Origin of the sequence: Candidatus Didemnitutus sp. (assembly GCA_019634575.1) — a bacterium.
Classification (GTDB): Bacteria; Verrucomicrobiota; Verrucomicrobiia; order Opitutales; family Opitutaceae; genus Didemnitutus.
Window position 1 is genome coordinate 625,031 of sequence record JAHCAY010000002.1, and the last position, 26,124, is coordinate 651,154.

18 protein-coding genes are annotated in these 26,124 nt (G+C 69.0%); 9 read left to right on the forward strand and 9 right to left on the reverse strand.

All coding sequences use genetic code 11. The features are described from left to right. The first annotated feature begins 2 nt into the window (after positions 1-2). The gene (locus KF715_17750; GenBank protein MBX3738544.1) at positions 3-1,130 is read left to right on the forward strand and encodes an ABC-2 transporter permease; all 1,128 of its coding nucleotides are present in this window, start codon (positions 3-5) and stop codon (positions 1,128-1,130) included. Between the two features lie 576 nt (positions 1,131-1,706). Here KF715_17750 and KF715_17755 read toward each other — a convergent pair. The 7 genes from KF715_17755 to KF715_17785 all read right to left on the reverse strand — a co-directional run bounded on the left by KF715_17755 (position 1,707) and on the right by KF715_17785 (position 10,636). Further along, positions 1,707-2,606, reverse strand: coding sequence for a PEP-CTERM sorting domain-containing protein (locus KF715_17755; protein ID MBX3738545.1), 900 nt, complete (start codon positions 2,604-2,606; stop codon positions 1,707-1,709). Between the two features lie 14 nt (positions 2,607-2,620). After that, a complete protein-coding gene (locus KF715_17760; GenBank protein MBX3738546.1) occupies positions 2,621-3,130 on the reverse strand; it encodes a PEP-CTERM sorting domain-containing protein in 510 nt (169 codons plus the stop codon). Between the two features lie 475 nt (positions 3,131-3,605). Then, a complete protein-coding gene (locus KF715_17765; GenBank protein ID MBX3738547.1) occupies positions 3,606-4,238 on the reverse strand; it encodes a response regulator transcription factor in 633 nt (210 codons plus the stop codon). A gap of 53 nt (positions 4,239-4,291) precedes the next feature. Further along, complete coding sequence (locus KF715_17770; protein MBX3738548.1) at positions 4,292-7,189, reverse strand: response regulator; 2,898 nt, start codon at positions 7,187-7,189, stop codon at positions 4,292-4,294. A 6-nt stretch (positions 7,190-7,195) separates the two neighbouring features. Then, positions 7,196-7,405, reverse strand: coding sequence for a hypothetical protein (locus tag KF715_17775; GenBank protein ID MBX3738549.1), 210 nt, complete (start codon positions 7,403-7,405; stop codon positions 7,196-7,198). 190 nt (positions 7,406-7,595) lie between these two features. Next, positions 7,596-8,267, reverse strand: coding sequence for a hypothetical protein (locus KF715_17780; GenBank protein MBX3738550.1), 672 nt, complete (start codon positions 8,265-8,267; stop codon positions 7,596-7,598). A 206-nt stretch (positions 8,268-8,473) separates the two neighbouring features. Beyond that, on the reverse strand, positions 8,474-10,636 hold the full coding sequence (locus KF715_17785) for a TonB-dependent siderophore receptor (GenBank protein MBX3738551.1): 2,163 nt from the start codon (positions 10,634-10,636) through the stop codon (positions 8,474-8,476). A 163-nt stretch (positions 10,637-10,799) separates the two neighbouring features. Here KF715_17785 and KF715_17790 point away from each other — a divergent pair, with 163 nt between their 5' ends. Then, positions 10,800-12,311 carry a sulfatase gene (locus KF715_17790; GenBank protein MBX3738552.1) on the forward strand — a complete coding sequence of 504 codons (1,512 nt, stop codon included), beginning with the start codon at positions 10,800-10,802 and terminating at the stop codon, positions 12,309-12,311. Positions 12,312-12,330: 19 nt separating this feature from the next. Here KF715_17790 and KF715_17795 read toward each other — a convergent pair whose 3' ends face one another. Beyond that, entirely contained in the window at positions 12,331-13,368 is a 1,038-nt protein-coding gene (locus KF715_17795; protein MBX3738553.1) for a LacI family DNA-binding transcriptional regulator, read from the reverse strand. Positions 13,369-13,511: 143 nt separating this feature from the next. On the opposite strand from KF715_17795, the gene KF715_17800 reads away from it, so the two are divergent. The 4 genes from KF715_17800 to KF715_17815 all read left to right on the forward strand — a co-directional run bounded on the left by KF715_17800 (position 13,512) and on the right by KF715_17815 (position 19,669). Further along, positions 13,512-14,900, forward strand: a complete 1,389-nt coding sequence (locus tag KF715_17800) for an MFS transporter (protein MBX3738554.1) — start codon at positions 13,512-13,514, stop codon at positions 14,898-14,900. Positions 14,901-15,022: 122 nt separating this feature from the next. Then, on the forward strand, positions 15,023-16,378 hold the full coding sequence (locus KF715_17805) for a beta-glucosidase (GenBank protein ID MBX3738555.1): 1,356 nt from the start codon (positions 15,023-15,025) through the stop codon (positions 16,376-16,378). Positions 16,379-16,482: 104 nt separating this feature from the next. Further along, on the forward strand, positions 16,483-18,309 hold the full coding sequence (locus tag KF715_17810; GenBank protein ID MBX3738556.1) for a SulP family inorganic anion transporter: 1,827 nt from the start codon (positions 16,483-16,485) through the stop codon (positions 18,307-18,309). Between the two features lie 70 nt (positions 18,310-18,379). After that, complete coding sequence (locus KF715_17815; protein ID MBX3738557.1) at positions 18,380-19,669, forward strand: anaerobic sulfatase maturase; 1,290 nt, start codon at positions 18,380-18,382, stop codon at positions 19,667-19,669. Between the two features lie 49 nt (positions 19,670-19,718). On the opposite strand, the gene KF715_17820 is transcribed toward KF715_17815, so the two are convergent. Beyond that, positions 19,719-21,842, reverse strand: coding sequence for a hypothetical protein (locus KF715_17820; protein ID MBX3738558.1), 2,124 nt, complete (start codon positions 21,840-21,842; stop codon positions 19,719-19,721). Positions 21,843-22,009: 167 nt separating this feature from the next. Here KF715_17820 and KF715_17825 point away from each other — a divergent pair, with 167 nt between their 5' ends. From KF715_17825 to KF715_17835, 3 genes are all read left to right on the forward strand, one after another. Then, positions 22,010-23,776, forward strand: coding sequence for a hypothetical protein (locus KF715_17825; GenBank protein MBX3738559.1), 1,767 nt, complete (start codon positions 22,010-22,012; stop codon positions 23,774-23,776). Positions 23,777-23,781: 5 nt separating this feature from the next. Then, positions 23,782-24,825: a LacI family DNA-binding transcriptional regulator gene (locus tag KF715_17830; protein ID MBX3738560.1), complete on the forward strand. Its 1,044-nt coding sequence runs from the start codon at positions 23,782-23,784 to the stop codon at positions 24,823-24,825. A 141-nt stretch (positions 24,826-24,966) separates the two neighbouring features. Then, complete coding sequence (locus tag KF715_17835) at positions 24,967-26,040, forward strand: hypothetical protein (GenBank protein ID MBX3738561.1); 1,074 nt, start codon at positions 24,967-24,969, stop codon at positions 26,038-26,040. The last annotated feature ends 84 nt before the right edge of the window (positions 26,041-26,124 follow it).

Here is a 26,124-nt window from a genome sequence, read left to right on the forward strand (position 1 = left end):
CCATGCGCCGTCTGCGCAACATCTACCGGCTCGGCGTGAAGGAATTCTGGAGCTTGGGGCGCGACCCCATGATGCTCCTGCTGATCGCCTCGGTGTTCACCTTCGGGATCTACATCGCCGCCACCGCCATGCCCGGGACGCTCAACCGCGCCCAGCTCGCCATCGTGGACGAGGACGTCTCGCCGCTCTCGGCCCGGCTCGCGGCGGCGTTCTATCCGCCGCACTTTTCGGTGCCCGCGCTCGTCGGCCGGGAAGAGGTGGATGCGGGGCTCGACGCCGGGCGGTTCACCTTCGCCCTCGACATCCCGTCCGACTTCCAGCGCGACGTGCTGGCCGGCCGCGCGCCGGCGTTGCAACTGAGCGTGGACGCCACCCGGATGCTCCAGTCCTTCGCCGGCGACGCCGCCATCCAGCAAATCGTGCAGGGCGAAGTGAACGAGTTCGTGCAGCGCCACCGCGCCACGCCCGTCCCGGCGGTCGATCTGGCGCTGCGCGTGCGCTTCAACCCCAACCTGGAGCCCGCTTGGCTCGGCGCGCTGATGGAAGTGATCAACAACATCACCATGCTCTCCATCGTGCTGGCGGGTGCCGCGCTGTTGCGGGAGCGCGAGCACGGCACGGTCGAGCACCTGCTCGTCATGCCGGTGACGCCGGGCGAGATCATGGTGTCGAAGACGTGGTCGATGGGGCTCGTGGTTCTAGGGGCCTCGGCCTTTTCCCTCACCGTGGTCGTGCAGGGAGTCCTGCGGGTGCCCATCGAGGGCTCGGTGGCGCTGTTCCTCGCCGGGACCGTCCTGCACCTGTTTGCCACGACCTCGATGGGCATCTTCATGGCGACGCTCGCGCGTTCGATGCCGCAGTTCGGCCTGTTGCTGATGCTCACGCTGATCCCGCTGCAACTGCTGTCCGGCGGCTTCACACCCCGCGAGAACATGCCGGAAATCGTGCGCGGCATCATGCAGCTGGCACCCACGACGCATTTCATCATGGCCGGGCACGGCATCCTTTTCCGCGGCGCCGGGCTCGGGGTGGTCTGGCCGCAGTTCCTTGCGCTTGCCCTGATTGGCGGGGCGTTTTTCAGCCTGTCGCTCTGGCGTTTTCGCCGCGCGCTCGGCCAGCTCGCGGAATGACCACGCCGGCGGCGGACTCCGCGCCTGCACCAACGCTCTGGAAGGCCGAGGCGGCAAGGCGGATGGGTTCGCGCCATCGCACCTTATCATTTCCGGTGCCGCCAAATCACCCACCGCAGCCGATGGACGCGTCCAGTTTCCCAGATCCTGCTTCACGCGGGAGTCCCCCGGCCCGCCCTTGATGAACGTCATCAGGTTCTAGAACGCTCGCTGGGTCGCCCGTTCCTTGCTCCAAGTGGACATTGCCGTCGTCGGCATGGTGCCCCGAAGCGCCGCGCGAATTCCTAATCGAGCTCATTGAGGACGAGCTTCGCCAACAGCGGCGAGCGCGGCCCACCCAACCGCGTGCAGACACTGGCTTGTCTGGAGTAACCGGACACACCAATGGAGGCGTGTATTTGCGAGGCACTCGTCGAGTTGGCTAATGCCACCGTCGCTTTCAGACTAACCTCACGGTTGCACACCAGAGCTTTTCTATCCGGCGCTGCCCTGAGGTTGGGCGAGGGTCATCTCTTCGGCTAACCGGATGACACACGCAAAATACGGAAAGGTCGGCGCGTTGACATCAAATTTGGTTCAAGCCGCCGCGTTGAGCTGGCGGCGGCGCCACCAAACAAGGCCGAGTGCGCCGAGGCCGGCGAACGCCGCGTAGGTCGCGGGCTCCGGAACGGCAGAAACGGCGAGATTGTCGGCGTGGGCCTGTCCGCTGACCAGCGTGGGGCCGGCCGAGGAGCCGTCGCCGTAGAGCGCACCATACAACTCGAGGCCGAAGCCGGTGGTCGGGGTCACCGCCCAATTCGCCGTCGCTCCGCTGGCTAGCCCGCCGAAATGCCCCGTGCCGGTCCACGTCCCGAAGGTGTAGAATGTGGAGCCGGCATCGAAGCTGAAGCCTGAGGTGAAAGTGCTTGTCGAACCGTTGTAGGCGATCTTCAGAAGGACCTCGGTGGCGTCGAAGGTGTTGTCGAGATTGCCGGTCGAGCCGAGCGTGGTGCGGGTGTAGCCGCTGCCGTTATAGACGCCCTGTTCCGCGAAGATGCGGCCGCCGCTCGTCGCGTATTGCAGATAGAGGCCGTAGTAGCCGCTCGCGGTGCCAGCCATGAAGGTCTCGAAACCGATCAGCGACGCGCCGTTGGAAGCGACGGCCGTTTTGTCGAGAGTGAATGTCATCGTGGCCGCCCAGCTGTCGGTGTAGCTGGAGTTGCCTGACGTCGTGCTCGACCAGACGCGGAATTGCTGCGCGCGGTTCGCGGTCGTGATCGCGGTGGAAGTGGAATCGGCAGTGAACTCGAAGCGTCCGTTCGTTTCGGTCCAGAGGCCGCCGTTGGCGGTCCCGAACGACGACCAGCGGCCAGAGGCAAAGGTGTTGTCGTTGAAGTCGTCCGAGCCGTAGAGCGAGGCTTGGGCACGGAGCAGCACTGTGGCGAGAGCCCCGGCAAGTAGCGCGGTGATTGCGCGCAGAAAACGGCGGGATTTCATGGCGGCGGGCGGGGTCAAGCGTGGGTGGCCATGGTGCGCTGGCGACGACGCCACCAAGCGAGCCCGAGCGCCCCGAGGCCGGCGAATGCGGCGTAGGTCGAGGGCTCCGGCACGGCGGAGACGGCGAAGTTGTCGTAGCTCATCTGGCCCGCAGCAATCGCGCCTGCATTGTTGGTCAGGCCGAGCAGGTCGATGCCGAATCCGTTGTCTAACGGCGTCGTGTTGCCGGCTTGGGCGCCCGCGATGTCGAAGGACGCTCCCGCCGTGAACGACGCTCCGGCATCGTAGCTGTAGGAGAGCGCGAGGATCTTGCTCGTGCCGTCGTAATCCATGCGAAGCACCACATCGCTGCCGTCCAACGTGAGCGCCCTCGTCGTGGTGCGGTCGTAGTCGGTGATGCCGGCGTTCCATTTGCCCCACTCGAACTGGACGTAGTTGTTAGTCGGCGTGTTCGCGAGATAGATGCCATAGTAGGCGTTGCGCGTCGGGCCGGAACTCGACGAGTAGAGTTCGAGCCCGGCCATGGTGAAGCCGGCAACGGGAACCGTGAGATTGCTGACGCTCACCTGAGCGGTCCAACTGGAGTTGTAGGGCTCGCCGGTAGTCAGGCCCGCGCCACCGGCCGGCGTGTTGCCTTCGTTGTATTCCACCCAGCCGAGAAAGCCGCGCGACAGGCCCGTAGTCGCGGTATTCGTGTATTCGACCCGCTGGTTTGTGGCGGTCCAGGAGCCCGCACCGGAGGTGTAGCTCCAGACTCCCACCTGGGTGCCGGCCTGCGAATCGAGCGTGAGCGTGTTGGTGTCGAAATTGTCGGAGCCGACGAACGTCTGGGCCGACAACGAGAGGGCGGAGAGGCAGCATCCCGCGAGGACGCCGAGGAGGTAACGGATTTTCATAGGCGTGGTGTGTGCCGCCATAGACAATGTCGCGCGCGGCGGCGAACAAGCGCCCGCCCCTAAGGGATTCCCTCATTTTCCGCGCGCGGCGCAGCGGGCGGGATCAGCGCACGAGGCCCTGCTCGCGCGCCCACACCGCCGCGCGCGCGACCAGCGCGCTCGCGTGCGGCAGCCCGAGCTTGGCCTTGATGTTCTCGCGGTGCGTTTCGATGGTCTTGTGGCTCACGCCCAAAGCGCCCGCGATCTCCTGGGTCGAACGGCCCTGACCCAGCTGGGTGAAGACATGGAGCTCGCGCTCGGAGAGCGCGGCGAGCTCGTGCGCCGCGCCGTTGACGCGTGCCGGCCGCGGCGTCGCCTCGCGCAGGGCCGCGAGGATCGCCTCCGGCCCCGCGAGCTTGGACACGAAGGCGCTCGCGCCCACCTGTAGCGCCTTGGGGCGATAGACGGCCGCATCGAGCATCGAGAGCACGAGGATGCGCATCGCCGGCCGATCCTGCCGGAGCTCGCGCACGAGTTTCAGACCGTCGTCGTCGCGCAGCATCAGGTCGACCACCGCGGCGTCGGGGCGCCACCGCGCCGCCGCGGCGCGGGCCCCGGCGGCGGTGTCGGTCTCGGCGCAGACCTCCCACGCCGGGTCCTGGTTGAGGACGGTCACGACTCCCGCCCGGAAGAGCGGATGATCATCGACGACGATTACGCGTTGTTTCACGGAAGCGATGACGGGCACAAGAGCCATTTCTTAGGGGCTGACAAACCCGAACTCGCGGCGCGGGCCGCGCCCGCGCCGTTTCACGCCGCGCGCCAGTTCCGCAGGACCTCCCGGCAGGCGAGCCACGCCGCGCCGGCCGCCGTTCCGTCCTCGGCGAGCGCCGCCGCCTCCAGCGCGCCGACCACGGCGAAAATGTCCCGCGCGCCGACCGCCACCGCGCCGCTGCGCAGATAGTGCGCATGCCGGCGCAGCGCGGCGAAATCCCCCGCGGCGCACGCCGCCGCCACCGCCGCCTCCCACTCCGGCAGCTCGCGGCCGAACTGCTCGCGCACGATCCGGCGCGCTTCCGGCGCGGCGGCGAAATAGTCGGGCAGGACGCGGGGCACGGCGGCCGAGCGCACCACCGCCGCCCAGAGCTGGTCGAGCGACACGGGCTTGAGCAGGAACGCCTCGGCGCCGGCCGCGAGCACGCGCGCCCGGTCCGCCGCGGCCGCGTGCGCGCTCACCACGATCACCCGGCACCCCGGCGCCGCCGCCTGCAGCCGCGGCAGGAACGCCGCGCTGTCCCCGTCCGCCAGCGCCAGGTCCATCAGCACCACGTCGGGCGCCGCCGCGGCCGCCAGCGTCAGCGCCGCCGCGCCGCTGGCCGCCGCCCGGCACACCGCCCCGCGCTCGGTCAGCGCCGCCACGAACAGCTCGCGCATCGCCGGATTGTCCTCGACCACCAGCACGCGCGGGTGCGCACCGGGCGCCACCGGGGCCGCCGCCGCCGTTTCCGGCGCGGCGGCCGCGGACACGCAGACCGACGCCACGAAACGGCTGCCGCTCATGCCGTCGCTCTCGACCGTGAGCTCTCCGCCCATCGCGCGGCAGAGCGCGGCGGCGACCGCCAGGCCCAGCCCGGACCCCTCCTGCGCCGCCGTGCGCTCGAGCCGGGAAAACGCCCGGAAAATCCGCGCCTGCTGGGCGGGCGGGATGCCCGGCCCCGTGTCGCTGACCGCCAGGTCGACGCGCCAGCGCCCGTCCGGCTGCAGCCGCGCGGCACAGCCGACCCGCACCCGGCCGCGCGCGGTGAACTTCACCGCGTTGCCGAGCAGGTTGATCAGCACCTGCCGCAGCCGGGCCTCGTCGACCTCGATCCAGTCCGGCCCCCCGGCGTCGAGCCCGCACTCGAACGCGAGCCCCTTCGCCTCCGCGCGGCCCCGGAATCCCTCCGCGGTGTCGCACACGACGCGCGCCAGCGCGACCGGCCGGGGCGCGAGCTGGAACGCGCCGGCCTCGACCGCGCCGAGGTCGATCAGGTCGTTGACCAGCCGCAGCATCACCTCGCCCTGCTGGCGCAGCGCCGCGAGATGGCTGGCGCGCTCCGCCGCCGCGACGTCGCGCTCGAGCAGTTCGCCGTAGCCGAGGATATTCTGCAGCGGCGTGCGGAGTTCGTGGCTCACGATGGCGAGAAAGGCGCTCTTGATGCGGTTGTCCGTCGCCGCTGCTTCGGCGTCCCGCCGCGCGATCTCGCGCTCCCGGCCGCTCTGCCGTTGCAGCAGCAGCAGGCCCAGCAGAACAATGCCCAGCGCGGTCACTATGAACGGCGCCGCGCGCCACCGCCGCTCGACGCTCAGGTAATATTCTCGTCGCACGCAATCCAGCCAGCCGAGCATGACTCCGTCGGGCCCCACGATCGGCGCCCGACAGAAATACCGGTAGCCGATCTCGTGCACGTGCGAGGATTCGACGTAGGGTTCCTTCGCGTTCCAGCGGGCGATGTCCTCCGGCGTCGCCCGGCGGAGCAAGTCGACCTCGCCGGCGTGCGCCGGGCGGTCGGACGAGAGCACGGCGACCAGCCAGCCGTCATGGATGACGATCAGGCGCGCCGCCTCGAGGAACGGCGTCGCGAGCACGACCCGCGCCAAGCGGCGCTGCGCGCCGGCGGCCACCCCGGTGGCGAGCCACGGCGAATGGGCGGCGATCGGCTCGTTCTCCCACGTGCGGGTCTCGATCGTGAACGCCGGATCGGCGAAGGGGGCGAGGAGCGCGGGATCGAACAGGTTCGCCTGCGCCGCCGCCATGCGCAGGCGGTTCTGTTGGATCTCCCGGCGGTTGTCGCGGCCGGTCTGGAGGCTCAACGCCACGCCCGCCAGCAGCCAGAGGGCGGCGATGACCCCCGCACGGCGCACGTCGCGCCGGAGGGCCGGCACCGTCTCGGGGTGCTGGCGCGCCCACAGCCCGGCCAGCAGGCTCGCGAGCACCAGGCCGCCCAAAACCAGTTGGAACGCCGCCGCCGCCAAGCCCATCGGCGTCGGCGGCCCCGAGCGCTGCAGCGTGCCCGTGAGCGCGGCGATCGGCCCGACCGTCGACACCCACGGCAGCACCATCGCGCCCGCCAGGCCGACGCGGGCCCGCCACCGGTCCCGCGTGGCCGGCCAGAGCGCGACTCCCGCCGCCGCCGCGAGCACGCCGAGCAGCACGCCGCCGCGCACCGGCTCCGCCGCGTGCAGGACGGCGGTCGCGAGCAGCAGCGCGCCCGCGAGGCCGCGCCAGCCGCGCCGGTTCCCCGCCGCCGCCACGCCCCAGCCCGCCGCCATCGCCGCCAGGGCGGTGCCGATCAGCACGTCGCCCAGCCAGTAGGGATCGACCAGCGCCGGCCGGTAGATGCCCACCGAGCCCGGCACCAGCCGGTCCTGGAAGAAGTCGAAGGTCGGGTTGAAGATGCCGAACTGGATCAGCGCCGTGCCGATCGCCGCGGCGGCCGCGGCCGGGAACCACTGCCACTCCGCCGCGCGGCGCGGATGCCGCAGCCACGAGATCAGCGCCAGGCCCCAGCAGAGCAGCGAGAAGAACCAGAGGAAATCCTGGTGCACGCTCCAGCTGCCCAGCCAGGTCGCCGCGTCGTAGGCCTGCTGCGGATTTTCCATCGCTTCGCCGAGATTGCCGGGCTGGCCGCAGCGCTCAACCCGAAAGCGGCGCGCTTCGATTGCCACCCGGAGCTACGGAGAACAACGTGATCTAAGCATGGCTGCGCGCTGGCGAAGGACACAATAGTGCAAGATCGCACCTCCCTTGTCCTTCGCCAGCTGCTGACCGCGGGTGATCTCCTTGTCGATGCAGTCTTCGTCGAGGAGATTTCCGACATTAACCTTGAAGACGAGCTTCTGGCCACCGGAGAGTTTGCGCGCGGCAACGAGCACCACGTTCACACGGGGATAGCCAGCTCGGGACGATCATCTGGAAGCGTGCGGGGTCTTCGTCGGCCACATCTGGAATAATTTCATGCAGCTGACTTGACGAGGGAGGCGGCCGATATCGCCTCCGCTTTCTTGGCTGGCCGACCCGGCAGCGTCCGGAGCGGCGCGCTCCGGGAGCGCGCCGGAGGATCCGGTGGCTCGGTCACGGCCGGCCGGCCGCATCGGGCAGCTCGCCGCGGATCAACCGGACGGCCTGACGGGCGAGCCTTTGGCCGAAAAGGGCGTAGCCGGCCTTAGTGTAGTGCAGATCGTTGACGGGCTTCCCGTCCTCCAGCTTGTCGTTGAGATCGTCGGTATCGACCCAGGCGCCTCGCGGGGTTTCGCGCGCGACCTTCATCTGGATGGCCCGCACGGTGTCCCAGCCGGCCTGCAGGTCCGGGCCGGGGGCATGGTCGCTGAGACGGCCGATGACGACGTTCAGAGCCGGACAGCGCAGGTCGCGGCGGAGGTTGGCGATCAATTGGGTGAGAGCCCGTTCGTAGGCGGCGGCGAGTCCGGTCTTGGCGTCGCGTTCGCCTTGCATCCAGCACAGCGTGATCGAGGCGAACGCCGGATGCCGAGCCTGCAGCTGCTGGAATTCGGCGAGGATCCGCCCGTAATAAACCGGGCCCTGCTCGTTGCGCTGGTCGAGCTGCGCCTCGGCCGCGATCGCGTCCCACTCCGGCAACCAGCGGCGGATGGGTTCGCCCTCGACGGCAATTTTAATGCAGATCGCTTCGGCTCCGGGCAGCAGCGACCGCGCTTCCGGCAGAAAATCGGTCGCCGGCTCCAAGTGCGCCATGTTGGACTGCCCGGAAAGGATGAACAGATGCACCGGTTTCTCCGCCGCCGGGAGAAATCCGGCCAAAAGAAAAAAGAGCGCGCAGGGAAAGAGGGGGTGGATTTTCATGGGGCGGTTGACGGCAAGGTTGTGGGCAAAAAGGGCTTGGTCAAGATTGGTGGACCCGGTTCAGCAGCGGTCTGGCCAAAAAAAAGGGAGCCGGCAAACCGGCTCCCTGCCTTGTGTCTATCACCCCAAAATCAGAATTTCAGGCCGACGGAAGCCTTGAAGCGCCGCGGCCAGCCGCGGGTGATCTGCTTCTCGACGTAATCCTCGTCGAAGAGATTTTCGACGTTCACCTTGAAGACGAGTTTCTGGCCGCCGGAGAGGTTGTGTTCGGCGCCGAGCCCGAGATCGACGCGGGTATAGCTCGGGGCGACCAGCTGGAAGCGCGCGGCATCGTGGTCGGCCACCATGTCGCCGACGTAGATCACGCCGACGCCCACCCAGAGGTTCCTGAGCGCCCCCATGTCGGGCAGGGTCTGCTTGGCCCAAACCTTAAACTGGTCGGTAGGCGCGTCGCCGAGGCGCGTGCCGGCGGCGGCGGCGAAACGGATGTCGGGAATGACGTTTTCCGTTTCGAGGTGGGCGTAGGAGAAGATGACCTCGGTCTGCGCGGTGAGCTTGGCGTAGAGGTCGAGTTCGACGCCGGTGGCGGTCTGCTTGCCGGCGATGCTCGGGACATTGCGGGCGAGGATCGGATCGAAGGCCTGCACCTCGATGCTCTCGCGGGTGGTGTCGAACCACGCGAGCGTGCCGCTGAGCCGCTCCGAACCGAACTTCAAGCCGGCTTCCCAGGATTTGCCTTCCTCGGGCTGGCCGGGGAAGTTGCCATTGGGGCTGAAAGACTCGCCATACATCGCATAGGCGGTGAGGTCTTTGCGGATGCGGAACGAGGCGCCCATCTGGGGACTGGTGTTCCAGGAGCTGGAGCCGCTGACGGTCGGCACGGCCGGCTGGAGGTTGGTGACCTTGGGCTCAACGTGGGAGCGGCCGACGCCGCCGAGCACGGTGAGCCGGTCATTGAGCGTGGTGAGTTGGAGCATCGCGTAGTAGCGTTCGTTCTTGCCCTCGTTGAGCTGGTATTGCGTGCGATTGTAGGAAGACGAGGGGAAGGCTGGGATGTCGTAGGTGCGGGCGGACCGATCCAGCACGGCAAACGGGCTGCCGGGCGCATTCCACTGGATGGCGCGGGAGTCGTTCTCGCTGTAAATCTGGCCGAGCACGGCGGTGAGCTTGCCGAAGGGCAGCTTGAACTGGCCGGTCAGATCGGTCTGCGTGTTCGTGGCCGAGTTCTTGTTGTCGTTGTAAACCGGGGTGGCGGTGATGTGGGTGCCCGCGGCGTTCAGGCCGGCGCCGACACGGCGGAGAGCGTCGTAATAGGTTTCCGAATAGGAGGAGCCGTTGCGGAGCGTCCAGTTTTCCGAGATGTTCCAGATCAGCTCGGTGTAGGTGTTGTATTCGCGGAAGTTGGCGTAGGTGTTCGGCCCCGCAGTATTGTATTCGCGGTCCGGCATGAGGAAATAGGCGGGGGTCGCGCCGGGGCCGAGCGGCAGCAGGATGAACGCTTCTGCGTCCTCTTTCTGCCGCAGGTAGCGCTGTTCCACGCGGAAGCTGAGGCGGCGGCTGCGCCACTCGAGCTGGCCGTTGAGGAGCGTGCGCGAGGTGTGCTCGTAATCGCGGAAGCCGCCGCTGTCCTGGTAGGCGCCGATCGCGCGGTAGAGCAACTGGCCATCGCCGAGTTTCGCGAGCGGTCCGGTGAAGTCGGCGACAGTGCGGTAGAACTCGTAATCGCCCACCTCGAAATCCAAGGAACGCTTGGCCACCGCGAGCGGTTTCTTCGTGACGACGTTGATGCGGCCGCCGGGCTGGCCGTTGCCGTAGAGCAGGCCGGTCGGCCCCTTCAAGACCTCGATGCGATCGTATTCGGCGTTGTCGCCGCGAGCCTGGAGGGCGCCGGGGACATTGAAGTAGTTGCGCAGCGGCGCGCCGGCGTTGAAGCCGCGGATCGCGAATTCCTCATAGATGTTCGACGCCGAGCGCACGCTGCTGACGTAGCGCAGAGCTTCCTGGATATTGCCCGCGCCGGTGTCGCGGATCAGCTGGTCGGTGACCACCTGGGCCGAGAAGGGCGCGTCGATCAGCGGGATGTTCACGCGCGTGCCGACCATCGAATTGGCGACGACATAGGTATCCTCGCCCGACTGCACGGTGAAGGGATCCAGCACGTAAACTTCCTCTTTCCCGGGAGCGGAGGCCGGCGGCGTCTGGGCGAGGACGGAGATCGAACAAGCGAGCACGCCGAGCGCACTCAACAGGGAGCGCCGTGCGGACGGCGCGGCGGGAACAGCATGGGGTTTCATGGTGGGAATCGGGGTTGAAGGAGCGAAGCCCGGGGTGACGGGCTGAGCGAAAGAACGGGAGCGACGGGTCGCAAGGCGCGGTCGTTCGAACACGTTCGAGTCCGCGGGGTTTGACTGGACAGCGCAGGTAGCAATCCTCGCGGACTCCTCGTCCCGCCACCTTGTGAAAGCCATCGTCGTCGTCTTCGATTCCCTGAACCGCCATTGCCTGCCGCCTTACGGGGGCGACTGGGTCCATGCGCCGAATTTCACGCGGCTGGCGGCGCGCACGGCGCGCTTCGACGCGTCCTACGTCTGCTCGATGCCGTGCATTCCCGCGCGGCGGGATTTTCTCACCGGCCGCCCCAATTTTCTGCATCGCAGCTGGGGGCCGATGGAGCCGTTCGACGACGCCTTTCCCGAGATGCTCGGCCGCGCCGGCGCGCACACGCACCTCGTGACGGATCACCAGCACTACTTCGAGGACGGCGGGCTCAACTACCACACGCGTTACTCCTCGTGGGAGTTCTTCCGCGGCCAGGAGGGCGACCCGTGCGTCGGCTTCGCCGGCGATCCGCTGTGGCCGCCGCACGCCGTCGGGCAGAACGCGGCTCGCTCCGATCTGGTGCGGCAGGATCTCGTCAACCGCCAGCACCTGCTCAAGCGCGAGGCCGACTGGCCGCAGCGGAGGACCTTCGACGCGGGGCTCGACTTCATCGGCCGCAACCATGCGCGCGACGGTTGGCTGCTCCAGATCGAGACCTTCGATCCCCACGAACCGTTCTTCAGTCCGCCCGAAGCCAAGGCGGCCTACGCCGATCATTTCGCGCAGTATCGCGGCCCCGAGTTCGACTGGCCCGCCTACGATGCCGTCAAGGAAACGGCGGACGAGGTGCGGCATTGCCGGATGGAATACGCCGCGCTGGTCACCTATTGCGATCAGCAGCTCGGCCGCGTGCTCGACGCGATGGATGCGCACGACCTGTGGCGCGACACGATGCTCGTCGTCTGGACCGACCACGGTTTTCTCCTCGGCGAGCACGAGTGCTGGGCCAAGATGCACGTGCCGTGGTATGAGGAGCTGGCGCGCACACCGTTCTTCGTCTGGGATCCGCGTTGCGGCGCCGCCGGCGTCGCCCGGCAGGCGCTCGTGCAGCCGTCCATCGATCTCGCGCCCACGCTGCTCGATTTCTTCGGCGTGCCGGCCGCGCCGGACATGACCGGGTGCAACCTCCGCGCGACCATCGCGGCGGATGCACCGGTGCGCGAAGCTGCGCTCTTCGGCGCGTGGGGCGGGCAGGTCAACCTCGCCGACGGGCGCCACGTCTACATGCGCGGTACGCAAAAGCCCGGCGTGGCGCTGCACGAATACACGCTTATGCCGGCGCGCATGCGCCGCCTTTTCTCCCGGGAGGAACTCGCGCCGGACCGCCTCGAACTCCACGCCCCGCTGCCCTTCACCAAGGGCATGCCGGTGCTGCGCGTGCGCCATTCCGTCGGCCCGCACGACGGTGTCGTGCCTTCGGATAATCCCGGGACCGCGCGCACGCTGCTCTTCGACCTCGCGCGCGATCCGCGCCAGCAGGCGCCGCTCGCCGACCCCGCGCTGGAGGCGCGGCTCGCGACGCGGCTCGCCGCCGCGATGCGCGCCGTGCACGCGCCGCCCGAGCAATTCGAGCGCCTCGGTCTCGCCTGAACGGCGCGCCGCCGGTCCGTCACCGCGGCCGGCGGCGTTCGGACGTCGTCGGCCCGTCCTGCCAGCGTCCCTCGACCAGCGTCGTCTGCGGCAGCACGGGCAGGCCGCGCTCGCCGCGATAAAGCTGGCCCACCACCACGTCCGCCGCGACCCGCCCGACGACCTCGAGCCGGTGGTCGTAGCCGGTGCAGGGCAGACGCGTCATGCGATGCGCGAGGCTGACGAAGCCGACCTCGTCCGGCACCGCGACGCCGATCTCCGCGAGCCAGTGCAGCGTCTCGTCGCCCCAACCGAGGATCGCGTCCGGCCGGTGGGCGCGGAACCAGGCGAGGAATTTCTCGCGATCGTATTCGTCGATGCCGGGGAACGGCACGGCGCGCATCGCCGTGGGACAGCGATCGAAATAGTGCAGAAAGCCCGCCGTCCACAGACCGCGGCTGCGCTCCTCGTCGGCGCGGCCGATGTGCATGCCCACGCGGCGGTAGCCCAGCCGCTCCAGCCGGAGCAGCACCTCGTGCACGCAGTAGCAGTAGTCGTAGAACACGCGGGAGAGGCCGGCGTTGGCCTCGAAGTAGCCGATCGCCGCGACGGCGAACGGCGCCCAGTTCATGTTCCAGCGGAAAAACGGCGAATGCAGCGGTGCGATCACGAGCCCCTCGATGCCGCGGGCCACGAGGATCTGCCCGAGCCGCTGGTCGGTCATCGCCTCCGGCTGGAAGGAGATCGTCTCGAAATCGAAGCCGAGTTCCTCCGCGCGCTCCCGCGCGCCGGCCTGGTAGGAGCAGATCACGTTCCAGATCCCCGGCGGCTCCTGCGCGGGCGGGCCCCAGGTGTTGACGAAGCCGATGGTGGGACGATTGCGCGGCGAAGCGCGCGTGCGAACCTGCATCATGAGCGCGTTGACCAGCGGATTCGGGCGATAGCCGAGTTTCTCGGCCGCGCGCAGCACGCGCTGTCGGGTGCGGGCATCGACGTTGCCGATATTGCGCAGCGCGAGCGAGGCGGTGGATTTGGCCACGCGGGCCGCGTGGGCGATCTGGGCGAGGGTGACGGGCACAGGCGACCTCCAGGAGCGGGCCATTACGTGCTCGAACGTGTTCGAGCGCCAGTCAATTGTTTCGCCAAGCAGCGCCAACGACACTCGATTCCGGCGTTTCTTCCGCCCGGCCGCATCGCGACCGCCCCACAACCCCATTCGCCATGTCTCCGTCTCCCGCCGCCACCCCGACGTCCGAAGAACGCCTCAGCGTGGCGCAGAAAACCGCCTTCGGCCTCGGGTTCACCGGCAACACCCTCATGGGAATCGGCATCGAGACGATGCTCTTCCCGGTGTTCGCGCTTTATCTCGGCCTTTCGCCGCAGGTGATCGGTTTCGCCGTCGCCCTGCCGCGGCTGTGGGACGGCGTGATGGACACCGTGATCGGCACCTACAGCGACAATTTCCGCTCCCGCTGGGGCCGGCGCCGGCCGTTCATCGTGGCGGGCGCGGTGGCCAGCGGCCTGGCCTACGCATCGATCTGGATGGCGCCGAGCGGACTGGGCTCGAACGGCCTGACCGCGTGGCTGCTCGTCACGTTGATCCTTTTCTGGACGGCGAACGCGAGCTTCTTCGTGCCGCTGGAGGCGCTGGGCATGGCGTTGTCGAAAAACTACGACGAGCGGACCTCGCTGATGGGCTTCCGGAGTTTCTTCGCCAAGGTCGGCACGCTGGCCAGCAGCTGGAGTTTCTGGCTGGTGGAGAAAGGCTGGTTCGGCACCGGGCAGCGCGGCGCGATCGTCGTCGGCGCGATCTGGGGCGTCCTCATCATGCTGTTCGGCGCATGGCCGGGCGTGTTCCTGCGCGAGCGAGCGGACACGGCGACCGCGCCGGCGGTCAAGTTCTGGCATTCGCTGAAAACGGCGGTGAGCAACGCCTCGTTCCGGCGCATCACCCTGTATCTGCTCTTCATGGCGGCCTCGGTCTCGGTCTCGTCGGCGGTGCAGTTCTACACGACGCTGTTCTGGGTGGCGCAGGGCGACTCCAAGCTCACTTCGCTGCTGACCGGCGCGGCCAGCACGCTGAACATCGTCTGCGGCATGCTGTCGCTGCCGCTTGTGAGCTGGGGCGCGCGGCGGATCGGCAAGCACCGGATGGCGCTGGTGTCGGCCTTCGTCACCGCGCTCGGCGGGCTGCTCAGCTGGTGGTTCCTCACGCCGGCGCATCCCTGGCTGTCGCTCGCGGTCGCGCCGTTCTTCGGCATCGGCATCACGGCGGTTTACCAGCTCTACTTCGCGATGGTGGCGGACGTGGCGGAGGAGGGCGCGTTGCGCCACGGCGTCCGCAACGAGGGCATGTATTCGGCGATCTCGAACTGCATGATCAAGGCCGGGCTGGCGCTCTCCTTCGCGCTCGGCGGCGCGCTGGTCCACTGGCTGGGTTTTACCGGCAACGACATCCGCCCGACGCCGGAGATGCTCGGCGATCTGCGCGTGCTGCGCGCGCTCCTGCCGGCAGGCACGGCGGCGCTGGCGATGCTGTTCGTCATCGGTTACCCGCTCACCAAGGAGCGGCTCGAGGCGCTACGCGCAGAGGCGGCGCGGCCGGCCTGAAGCGTTCATCCTATTTCATCCTTGAAAACGAAAACGGGCGACAGGCACACCAGCGCGGATCGAAGGCTCCAGCTCGCTCCGCCCGGCCCGCCCGCGACAGGGGCGCCTAGGAACTTCGACTCATGAGAATCAAATCACTCCCCCGCACCTTTCCTCCGCGCTTCGCGTGGGGCGTCGCCACCGCGGCCCCGCAGATCGAGGGCGCCGCCTTCGCCGACGGCAAGGGCGAATCCATCTGGGACCGCTATTGCCGGGTGCCCGGCAAGGTGCACAACGGCGACACCCTCGACGTCGCCTGCGACCACTACCGGCGTTACCGGAGCGATGTGGCCCTCATGGCCCGGCTGGGCGTGAAGAACTATCGTCTCTCCCTCGCGTGGCCGCGCCTGCTGCCGCAGGGCCGCGGCCCGGTGAACCAGAAGGGGGTCGATTTCTACCACCGACTCTTCGACACGCTGCACGCGCACGGCATCACGCCCTGGGTGACGCTGTTCCACTGGGATCTGCCGCAGGCGCTGGAGGACGAGGGCGGCTGGCGGCGGCGGACCACCGCCGACGCTTTCGCCGGTTATGCCGACCTCGCCGTCCGCTCGTTCCGCAGCCAGGTGAAAAACTGGATCACGCTGAACGAGACCAACTGCTTCACGCGCCTCGCCTACGGCGGCGGCGACAAGGCGCCCGGCGCCAACGACGGCGAGGCCGTCGTCAACCAGACCTACCATCACGCCATGCTCGCCCACGGGCACGGCGTGCGCGCCGTGCGCGAACACGGCGGACGCGGCGCGCGCGTCGGCATCACCGACAACCCCGTCGTCTCCGTCCCCGTCACGGAGACGCCCGCGGACATCGCGGCGGCGCGCGACCAGTTCCGCTTCGAGAGCGATCGCGTGCTCGGCGCGATCTGCAATGGCCGCTACTCGGAGCGTTACCTGCGCGCGGCCGGCGCGGACGCGCCGCGCTTCGACCCGCGCGATTTCCAACTGATCGGCCAGCCGACGGACTTTCTCGGCCTTAACATCTACACCGGCCAGTTCGTGCGGGCGGGCCGGCGGTGCCGCCCCGAGATCCTGCCGTTTCCCGCCGGCTACCCGCGCGCCGACAGCCCCTGGCTATATCTCCTGCCGCAGGCGATGTATTGGGGCGTGCGCTTCGCCGCCGAACTGCGCGGCGTCCGCTCGATCTACATCACGGAAAACGGCGCGGGCTACGACGACGCGCCGCCGTCCGGCGGCGAGGTGCTCGACCTGCACCGCCGCGAATACGTCCGGCAGTGCCTCGGCGAACTGCATCGCGCCATCGGCGACGGTGCGCCGGTGGACGGCTATTTCCTCTGGTCGCTGATGGACAACTTCGAATGGCAGGACGGCTACGCCCGGCGCTTCGGCGTCGTCTACAACGATTTTGCCACGCAGAAGCGCACACCGAAGCTCAGCGCGCGCTGGTATGCCGAGGTGATGAAAGCCAACCGCCTGCTGTGAACTCCAACCACCGCCCCTCGAACCCGGCCCCGACGACGCCCCGCCCTGCGTTCCAGGATGGGCGGCGGCCGGTGCCAACGCCACGGGCGCGCAGAAGAGCGGCGATGCAGGAGCTGACCGGAGCCGCGGAGCTGGCCGAGCGTTCGGTGGGAGTCATCGCGCGCCGCCTTCGCGCCAACCTGCGTCCGCCGCTCGCCGCGGAGCTGCAGGGGGCGCGGAGGTTCGACTGGCGCGCGGATCTGGCGGCGGGCGCCACCGTGGCGTTGCTGACCGTCCCCCAGTGCATCGGTTTCGCGCTGATCGTGGGCCTGCCGCTCGACGTGGTGCTGGGCACCGCGGTGATCGGCGCCGTCGTCTGCACGGTGTTCTCCTCGTCGCGGCACCTGGTCTTCGGTCCGACGAACACGATCAGCATCCTGCTCGCGGGTGCGATCTTCTCCCTCGGCGACGTGCCGCTCACGCCGCTGGAGAAGGTGCTGCTGATCGGCATGCTCGTCGGCGCCTTCCAGCTCGCCGCCGGCCTGTCCGGCACCGGCCGGCTCGCGCGCTTCGTCTCGCGACCCGTGGTGGTGGCCTACACGACTGGCATAGCCGTGCTCATCGCCGCCGGCCAGCTCTCGCATCTCCTCGGCATCGGCCGCTCGCCCGACGTCACGCTGCCCGGCACGATCCGACACCTGGTCGTCAGCCTGCTGACGTGGGATCTGCACTGGGTGACGTTGCTGGTCGGACTGGGCAGCCTCGCGCTGCTGCTCGTGTTGCGTCGCTGGCGCCCGGCCTGGCCGGAAGGGCTGATCGTGATGCTGCTGGCGGCGGCGGTCTTCCGGTTCGCGCACGAGCGGTTGCCCGGCGTCCTGCTCGTCGGCGGCATGGGCGAACTGCAATTCCTGCCGCACTGGGTCGGCTTGCCGCTCAATCTCGAGGGGCTGGCGCTCGTTCCGCGCATCGTGGCCACCGCGCTCGCCATCGCCCTGCTGGGGATGCTGGAGGCGGTCTCGATCGCCAAGAGCCTGGCGGCGCGCTCGGGGCAGCGCATCGATCCCGACCAGGAGCTGATCGGCATGGGCGCGGCCAACATCCTGTGCTCCGCCTTCGGCGCGATGCCCGGCTCCGCCTCTTTCCTGCGCAGCGCCGCCAACCTGCAGAGCGGTGCGCGTTCGCGGCTCGCGACGGTTCTCAGTTGCGTCCTGATTCCCCTGCTGGTGTTCGCGCTTTCGCCGCTGCTCGCCTCGATTCCCGTGGCCACGCTGGCCGCCTATCTGGTGCTGATTGCCTTCCGCCTGCTCAACCCGCGGCAGGTGACGGTGGTGCGCCGCTCCACGCGCTCCGACGCGGCGGTGTTCTGGGTCACGCTCGGCTCGACGCTCTTCTTGCAGCCGGACACCGCCATCTACGTCGGGGTCGGGCTTTCCGTCGGGCTGTTCCTGCAAAAGGCCAGCGAGCCGTCGTTGATCGAATACGCGGTGGACGACGCCGGCGCGCTGCGGGCCGCGCCGGCCCGCGCCGACGTGCCTCCCCAAATCTCCATCGTGCACGTGGAGGGCGATCTCTTCTTCGGCGCGGCCGATCCGTTCCACGACCAGGTCCGCCAGCTCGCGGCGGAGGAGCGCATCCGGGTCGTGATCCTGCGCCTGAAGAACGCACGCCTGCTCGACGCGAGCACGGTGCTGTCCCTGCTGCAACTGCGGGAGTATCTGCACGGCGGCGGCCGGCACCTGCTGCTCAGCGGCGTGATGCCGCCGGCGATGCGCGTGCTCCGCGAAAGCGGCGCGCTCGCCGAGTTGGGCGAGGAGAACGTCTTCGTCGCCGAGGAAAATCCCACGGTGAGCACCAAGCGCGCCCTCCAGCGGGCGCAGGCCCTGCTCGGCGCGGCGCAACCCGAGGTCCGGCTCTTCTACGACACCCCGCCTGCGCCCGCCGGGGCGCATTGACCCCAAGCAGAGCCGCGCTCGCGATGCGGATTGCCGCGCGCGCGCGGACGCGCATCGTATCCTCTCACCCATGCCACCCGATCCCACCCGCGCCGATTCCCGCCCCGCTTTCGGCGTGATGACCAAGCCCATCGGGTCGCTCTGCAACCTCGATTGCGACTACTGCTACTACTTGGAGAAGGCGCGCCTCTACCCGGGCGCGTCCAACCCCCGCATGTCGCCCGCGACCCTCGAACGCTACGTGCGCGACTACATCGCCGCGCAGCCGGGGCCGACTGTCAGTTTCGCCTGGCAGGGCGGCGAGCCCACGCTGCTGGGCGTGGGCTTCTTCCGCGAGGCCGTCGCGCTCCAGCGCCGCCACGCCGGTGGCAAGCGCATCGAGAACGCCCTCCAGACCAACGGCACCTTGCTCGACGACGAATGGGGCGCCTTCCTCGCCGCCGAGGGATTTCTCGTCGGCTTGAGCATCGACGGCCCGCGCCACCTGCACGACGCCTACCGCGTGGACAAGGGCCGCCAGCCCACCTTCGACCGCGTGCTCGCCGGACTCGAGGTGCTCCGCCGCCACCGCGTCGAGTTCAACACCCTCACGACCGTCCACCGGAAGAACTCCGCGCAACCACGCGAGGTTTACCGCTTCCTCAAATCGATCGGTTCGCGCTACCTCCAGTTCATCCCCATCGTCGAGCGGCCCGCGGCAGAGACCGGGGGCGACGAGGGCCTCTGGCTCGCCCCGCCGCCCGACCACGCCGGGGCGGCCGACCTCGACGGACAGGTCACCCCGTGGAGCGTGCGGCCCGCCGATTACGGACAGTTCCTCACCACCATTTTCGACGAATGGGTGCAGCACGACGTCGGCCGCGTCTTCGTGCAGCAATTCGACGCCGCCCTCGCCAACTGGTGCGGCGAGCCCGCCGGCATCTGTGTGTTCAACGAAAACTGCGGGCACGGCCTCGCCCTCGAGCACAACGGCGACGTCTACAGTTGCGACCACTACGTCTATCCCGCCTACCGCCTCGGCAACCTGCTCAACGACCGGCTCGGCGACCTGGCCGCCTCGGCCCGCCAGCGCGAGTTCGGCCAGGCCAAGTCCGCCACGCTGCCCCGCTACTGCCGCGAGTGCCCGGTGCGCTTCGCCTGCCACGGCGAGTGCCCCAAGCACCGCTTCCTCCGCACGCCGCAGGGCGAGCCTGGGCTCAACTACCTCTGCGCCGGCTACAAAAAATTCTTCCAGCACATCGACCCCGCGATGACGACGATGGCGTCGCTGCTCCAATCGGGCCGCGCGCCGGCCGAGATCATGGCTCTGCCCCGCACGCACTGGCTGCCCGGCCGCACGCGGGCGGGCCGGGGGAAGTAAAGCGTTTCGACTATTTTCCGCTCGAGCGAGCGCGATGCCAGGGCGGTGCTCAGGGCTCGTTTGCCAGCGAGGCCGCGCGGGCGGCGGCGGCGCGGGCGCCTTCGCGGTCGCCGAGGCGCTGGAGCACGCTGGCGAGCGCGTGCGGGTAGTCCGCCGTGCGCGGCTCGGCGCGTTCCGCCTGGCGCAGCGCCTCCGCCGCGTCGAGCTGCCCGGCTTCGGCGTGGGCGAGCGCGGCTTGGAGCGCGAGAGGGGCGTCGTCGGGCGCGAGCGCGAACGCGCGGTCGAGTTCCTGCGCGGCGTCGGCGATCTTGCCGTCGGCGGCGAGCACGAGGCCGAGGGATTGGCGGATGCCCGGGGAAAACGGATCCCACTCCGTGGCGCGGCGCAGCTCGGCGGCGGCCTCGGCGAGGCGGCCGCGGTTGGCCCAATCCTGCGCGCGGCGCACGCGGCCGGCGGGCTGGTCGAGCGTGAGCGCGAGGTAGTCATCCAGCTCGCGCCGCGCGGGCGAGGCGGCGGGCAGGGTGGGCGAGAGTGCCCACGCGGCTTCGAGGCGCACGCTGCGGACCGGATCGGTCAGCAGCGGACCGAGCCGCTCGGCCGCGTCGGGGGCACCGAAGAAATAGCGCGCGGCGGCGGCGCGCTCGAGCGGATCGGCGGCGCTGAGCGAGGCGGCGGCCACGTCGCGGCCGAAGGCGGCGTCCCGCGTGCGTGGGAGCAGCGTGAGCAAGGTGGCGCGCCAGGCAGGAATGTCCTCGCGTTGCCAGGCAGCGAGCAGGAGCGCGGCGGCGCCGGGCGCGTCGCTTTGCGCGGCGGCGACGGCGCGAGCCCGGAGCCGCTGGCGCTCGCGGACGCGGGAGCCGAACCACTCATCGGCCTTGGCCACGGCCCAGTCCAGCCCGCGTTCGGCATGGCAGGAGGAGCAGGCGTTGGGGATGCCGAGTTCCCGGGTCAGGAGCGGATCGGGCGAGAGCCAGCCGTGGTCGTGCCGGGGGGCGCGCTGCATGTAGTTTTTCGTCGGCATGTGGCAGGCGACGCAGGAATTGCCCGCGCTGCCCGGCTGGTGGCGCGAGTGGGCGGACGGATCGATCGGCACGGCGCGCACGCCGCCCGGGAGCAGGCGGCCTGGCGCGGCATGGCATTGCAGGCAGAGCTGGTTGTCCGCGGCGGGAAGGATTGTGCGCGTGGTGTGCGGGTCGTGGCAGTCCAGACAGGTGACGCCCGCGTGGCCCATGCGGCTGAGCTGGACCGAGGTCCAGTTGAAATCCTCGTCGCGCTGCTGCCCGTCGGGATAAAAAGTGCCGGCGTCCACCGGCAGCGTGAGGCGAAAATGGTCGGCGTAGCGTTCGCCGGGCGTGAAATTTTCGGTCAACGGTTCGTGGCGGCCGTGACAGGTCGCGCAGGCCTCGGCCATGCGCTGGCGGTCGCCGTGGAACGGTGCGGGCGGCGTGGAGGGTTGCGGAGCTCGCGGGTCGCCGTGGGTGGCGGGCATCGCGCCATGGCACTGGATGCAGCCGACGCCGTGCTCGATCCAAGTGGAGGCGTAGCGGTCGGCCGCCGGGTCGTAGTTTTTGCGGTAGCCGGTCATGTGGCAGGGCGCGCACATTGAATTCCAATTCATGCCGCGGCCGGTCCAGTGGCCCCACTCGCCGGGGCGGCGGTGCTCCTCGCCGAAGACGTTGAACCACTCCCGGCGGTGCACATCGTAGGCGAGGTCGGTCGGCTGCCAGCGGCCGCCCGGGGCCGCGATCAGCGGCTGCCAGAGAGGCTTGGCGCCGAGGATGAACTGCGCAGTGTAAGTGACGGACGGCTCGCCGGCGCGCAGTTCGGTCAGGCGTGGACCGCTCTCGGTCCAGGCGAGCGCGAAATCGGAGCCGCCCGCGGTGGCGCGCGGGTGCGCGGCGAAGGCCTCGCGGTCGCGCGCCGGATCGACGGGGCGGTTGGCGAGCGCATGATCGGTGCCCGACCACGTTTGGAATATCTCGGCGTGGCATTCGCGGCAGGACGCGGAGGTCTGGGCCGCGGCGACCGCGGGCGGGCCGGAAGCTGACGTGCCCCGCGGGGCGCAAGCCACGGTGCCGAGCAGGAGCAGCGCACCCGGTGCCGCAAGCGCGAGGAGGGCTCGCAACAAGTGCGCGGTGCGATGTTCGGAGACTGGGACGCGCGGTCCGATCATGGGCGGAGCAGCTCACGCGTGCGCGCAATCGCCCGGCCGGGCAATCTTCTTTCTATCGCGGTTGATTGCGCGGTGACCACGCTGGCGAGTTTCCAGTTGCGGGACCGCGAGGGAAGCGGCGGTATCGCGCCGCACGCGCGGTTGCGCGGTGCGCCCTGCACCCGCCCATGACTCCTCTCGATCTTCTGTTTGCGCTCGCGCCTCTCGGGGCGATGCTCGCGGCGGGATTCATTTTTTCCCGGCGGGGGGGGCGTTCGGTGCAGGATTTCGTGCTGGGCGATCGGAAATTTTCGTGGTGGCAGGCGGGGACGGCAATGGTGGCGGGGGCGTCGAACGCGGACAGTCCGCTGCACCACTCGGGCAAAATCCGCCGCGACGGGCTGACGGGCGCGTGGTATTACTGGTCGCAGATTGTCGGGCAGTTGTTCGGCGCGCTGGTGTTTTCGCGGCTGTGGCGGCGGTCGGGACTGACGACCGTCGTCGAGTTCTACGAGTTGCGCTACGCGGGGCGGGGCGCCGCTGCCGGGCGGGGCTGCGCGATGGTGCTGGGCACGTTTGTGGAAAGCACATTCGGGATCGCGCTCGGGCTGGTGGCGGTGGTGAAGCTGTCGGAGGTATTTCTCGGGCTCCATCAGCCGGTGAGTTTGTGGGGAGTCGATTTCGCCCCGGGCCTGCTGGTCGCGCTCGCCGCGCTGGCGCTGGCGGCTTCGTATTCGGTGGTGGCGGGGTTGTTTGGCGTGGTGGCGGGCGACGTGACGGAGTTTCTGATCACGCTGGCGTGCTCGTATGCGCTGATGTTCTTTGTTTACCGCGCGACGGGCTACCACGCGGGGCTGAGCGAGGGGCTGGAACGGCTGGGGTTGGCGGCGCAGCGGGAGCTGGCACCGGCGTGGGGATTGTCGGCGCTGGTGTTCTTCGTGTTCCAGCCGCTGGCGACGGCGGCGGGGGTGAACAGTATCAACCAGCGTTTCCTCGCGGTGCGCGACGAGCGGCAGAGCGCGCTGGCCGGCGTGTGGCGGATCGTGAACCACTACTTCGTGCGCTGCTGGCCTTGGCATCTGTGCGGGCTGTGCTCGCTGGTGCTGCTCGCCGGCTCCGCGCCGGAGCATGAACTGGCGTATGCGGAGCTGATTCTGCGTTATGTGCCGGAGGGGTTGCGGGGCTTTATGTTCGGCAGCCTCGTCATGGCGTTCATGGGCACGGCGAGCACGGCCATGCACACGAGCGGAGCGGTATTCGTGAACGATTTCTACCGTCCCTACTTCCGCCCGGCGGCGCCGGATCGACATTATCTGTGGATCATCCGCGGGACGATGGTGGTGTTCGCCGCGGCCGGGGTTGCCGTGGCGATGGCAAACGACCACATTCTCAGCCTCGTGCAGCTTTACTACAAGGTCGTGAGCGCGGCGGGTCTGCTGATGCTGTTGCGGTGGTTCTGGTGGCGCGTGAACGGCTGGGCGGAGGCGGCGGCGCAACTGGCGGCGCTGCCGGTCGCGCTGCTGTTCGAGCAGGGGGATCGCATTTTCGGGGAGGGGCGCGACCCGGTGGACTGGCTGGCGGCGCGTTTCGGCGGCGGCACGGCGGACGATCACTTTGCGGTGTCTTTCATTTTGACCATCGCCGCGACGACCGTCATCTGGCTGGTGGTCATGCTGCTCACCCCGCCCGAACCGATGGAGAAGTTGGAGACGTTCTACCGGCGTATCCGGCCCTACGGGTTCTGGGGTCCGGTGGCGGCGCGATGCCCAGAGGTGCGCGTGACGGACCGCTTCGCGCGCGATATGCTGCTTTACGTGCTGGGCCTCGCGGTGTGCGGGTGCGTGCTGCTCGGCGGCGTGGCGCTCACCTGGGGGAAGGTTGCGCAGGGAGTGGGGCTGCTGGCGGCGGGCGGTTGCGGTGGCTGGCTGCTGGTGCGGCGCCTTCAACGGGCCTAGGCATCATGGCCAAGATCCTGCCTGTCACCATGTCGGATGTCGGCCGCGCCGCCGGAGTGAGTCAGGCGGCGGTTTCGTTGGCTTTCCGCCGCGACCCAAGTATCCCGGCGGCGACGCGACAACGGATCTTCACTGTGGCGCGGCGTCTCGGCTATCGCCGGCATGCGGCGATCTCGGCACTCATGGCGCAGGTCCGCGCGCGAAAGCCGATGGCGATCAAGGCGGAGCTGGGGGCGCTCACGTTCTGGTCGGATCGGGCGGCGTTCGAACAAAACCCGACGTGGCAGGAACAGTGGCGCGGCGCGCAGGCGCGGGCGCGCGAGCTGGGATATTCCCTGGAGGAATTCTGGGCCGGCAGCCCCGGCATGAGCCTGCGGCGGCTGACGTCGGTGCTGCAGGCGCGTAACATCGAAGGGGTGCTCGTCTTTCCGCTGCCCACCCCACAGGCGCTCAAGTATCCGTTCGATCGTTTTTCGGCCATCGCTATCGGCTACACGCTCGAGTCGCCGCTGGTGCACCGCGTTGTCACCGCGCATTTCGACTCGGTGCTGATCGCGCTGTCCGAGTTGCGGAGCCGCGGCTACGCCAATATCGGCCTCGTGCTGGACGAGCAGATGAGTCAGCGCGTGCGCCGGAACTGGAAGGCGGCGTTCTACGCCTACGGGCTGGAGCTGGGGCGCGTGGATTCCGCCGCGATTCTGTCGTTGCCCAGCCAAGGGGCGCGGGAACGCTTAGGCAAGTGGCTGCGGCGCTTCCGGCCCGACGCCGTGCTTTGCGGCGGCCCGCAGCCGATCCGCGCCTGGTTGCGCGAACTGGGGTTGTCCGCCCCTGCGGATATCGGCATCGTGCGCTTGGCGAACATCCAGCCGGAGGAACGCTGCGCCTGTATCGACGAAAAGTGGCGGCAGGTCGGCGCCGCGGCGGTCGATCTGCTCGTCGGCCAACTGCACCGCGGCCAGCGCGGCATTCCGGAGCGCCCGATGCTCACGCTGGTGCGGGGCGAGTGGGTGGAGGGTGATTCGGTCCGTCGACCGATAAAGCCGGCGTGACCGCCGTCTCGCGCCCGGCAGACGGCGCTTTTTCGCGACAAGTCCCGTTCCGATTGAACAGCGTGAGGCCATCCGGTTCGCTCCCGTTGTTCGCAACACCGCTCCCCACCGTGGTCGCTGCGGCTCTCAACCTCTTCTCCCATGACGCTCGCTTCGTTTTCCCGTTGGCCGATTCCGCGGTGGCTTGGCCTCTGCGTCGCGCTGTTCTTCGTTGCAACCGCGACTGGCGCTGAACGCTATTCCGCCACGACGGTGGAAGAGGCGGGGGTGACGCTGATCGTGCTCCGCGACGAAGTTGCGGGAATGGAGGCGGCGATCGCGCCGCGACAAGGGGGAGAATTATCGAGTCTGCGCGTCCAACTTCGCGGAGAATGGCTCGAACTGCTCTACCGAGCCAGGGACTATCGCGAAGCGACCGGTTGGAGGGGCAAGGCGCCTTTGCTCTGGCCCGCGGTCGGGCGCAATTTCTCGCGCACCCAGCCGCCCGACCCGAATGCGGAATTGTGTTCCTACGATTTTGCCGGGCGCCGCTACGATCTGCCGATCCACGGCTTTGCGCGGAAGCAGGCATGGCAGGTGATCGGGACACGGGCCGACGCGGACGGCGCTGCGGTCGAGGTTGAGCTGACCGACGACGCCGCGACCCGCCGGCAATACCCGTTCGGTTTCAGTTTCCGCATCGTCTACCGGCTGGCGGAAGGCCGCTTGACGCTCACGCACCGGATCGCGGCGGCACGCGAGAACGATGCGACGATGTTTTTTTCCATCGGTAACCACGTCACGTTCCGCCTGCCGCTGGTGCCTGGCTCCGCGCCAGGCGAGACGACGCTGCAGACGCCTTCGCGGTTCGAATTGCCGAAGGACGCCAATACGCTGCCGACGGGAGAGGCGCGCCCGCTGGACCTGTCGAAGCCCAGCCGGCTGGCCGAACGCTCGTTCCTGCCGCCACTCGGGCTGGCCGGCTACGAGGGCGACCCGTGGGTGCGACTCGCCGACCCGACGGGATTGGCCATCGTGGTGACGCACCAGGCGGAGCGCCTCCCCGCGGGCCAGTGCATTCTTTTCAATCTGTGGGGTTCGCCGGCGAGCGGCTATTTCAGCCCGGAACCGTGGGTCGGTCTCACCGATTCGCTGAACCGCCGCGCCGGCCTGATCGAGTTGCAGCCGGGCGAGCAGTGGGCGTGGAGGATCGATTTCGCAGTCGAGGGGCGCTGATTACTTTTCGGGATAAGTCACGAGGGGGTTGGATTCGCGCGTCGGCCGCGCAATACGTCCTGTACCGCTCTACCCCCACGCTGG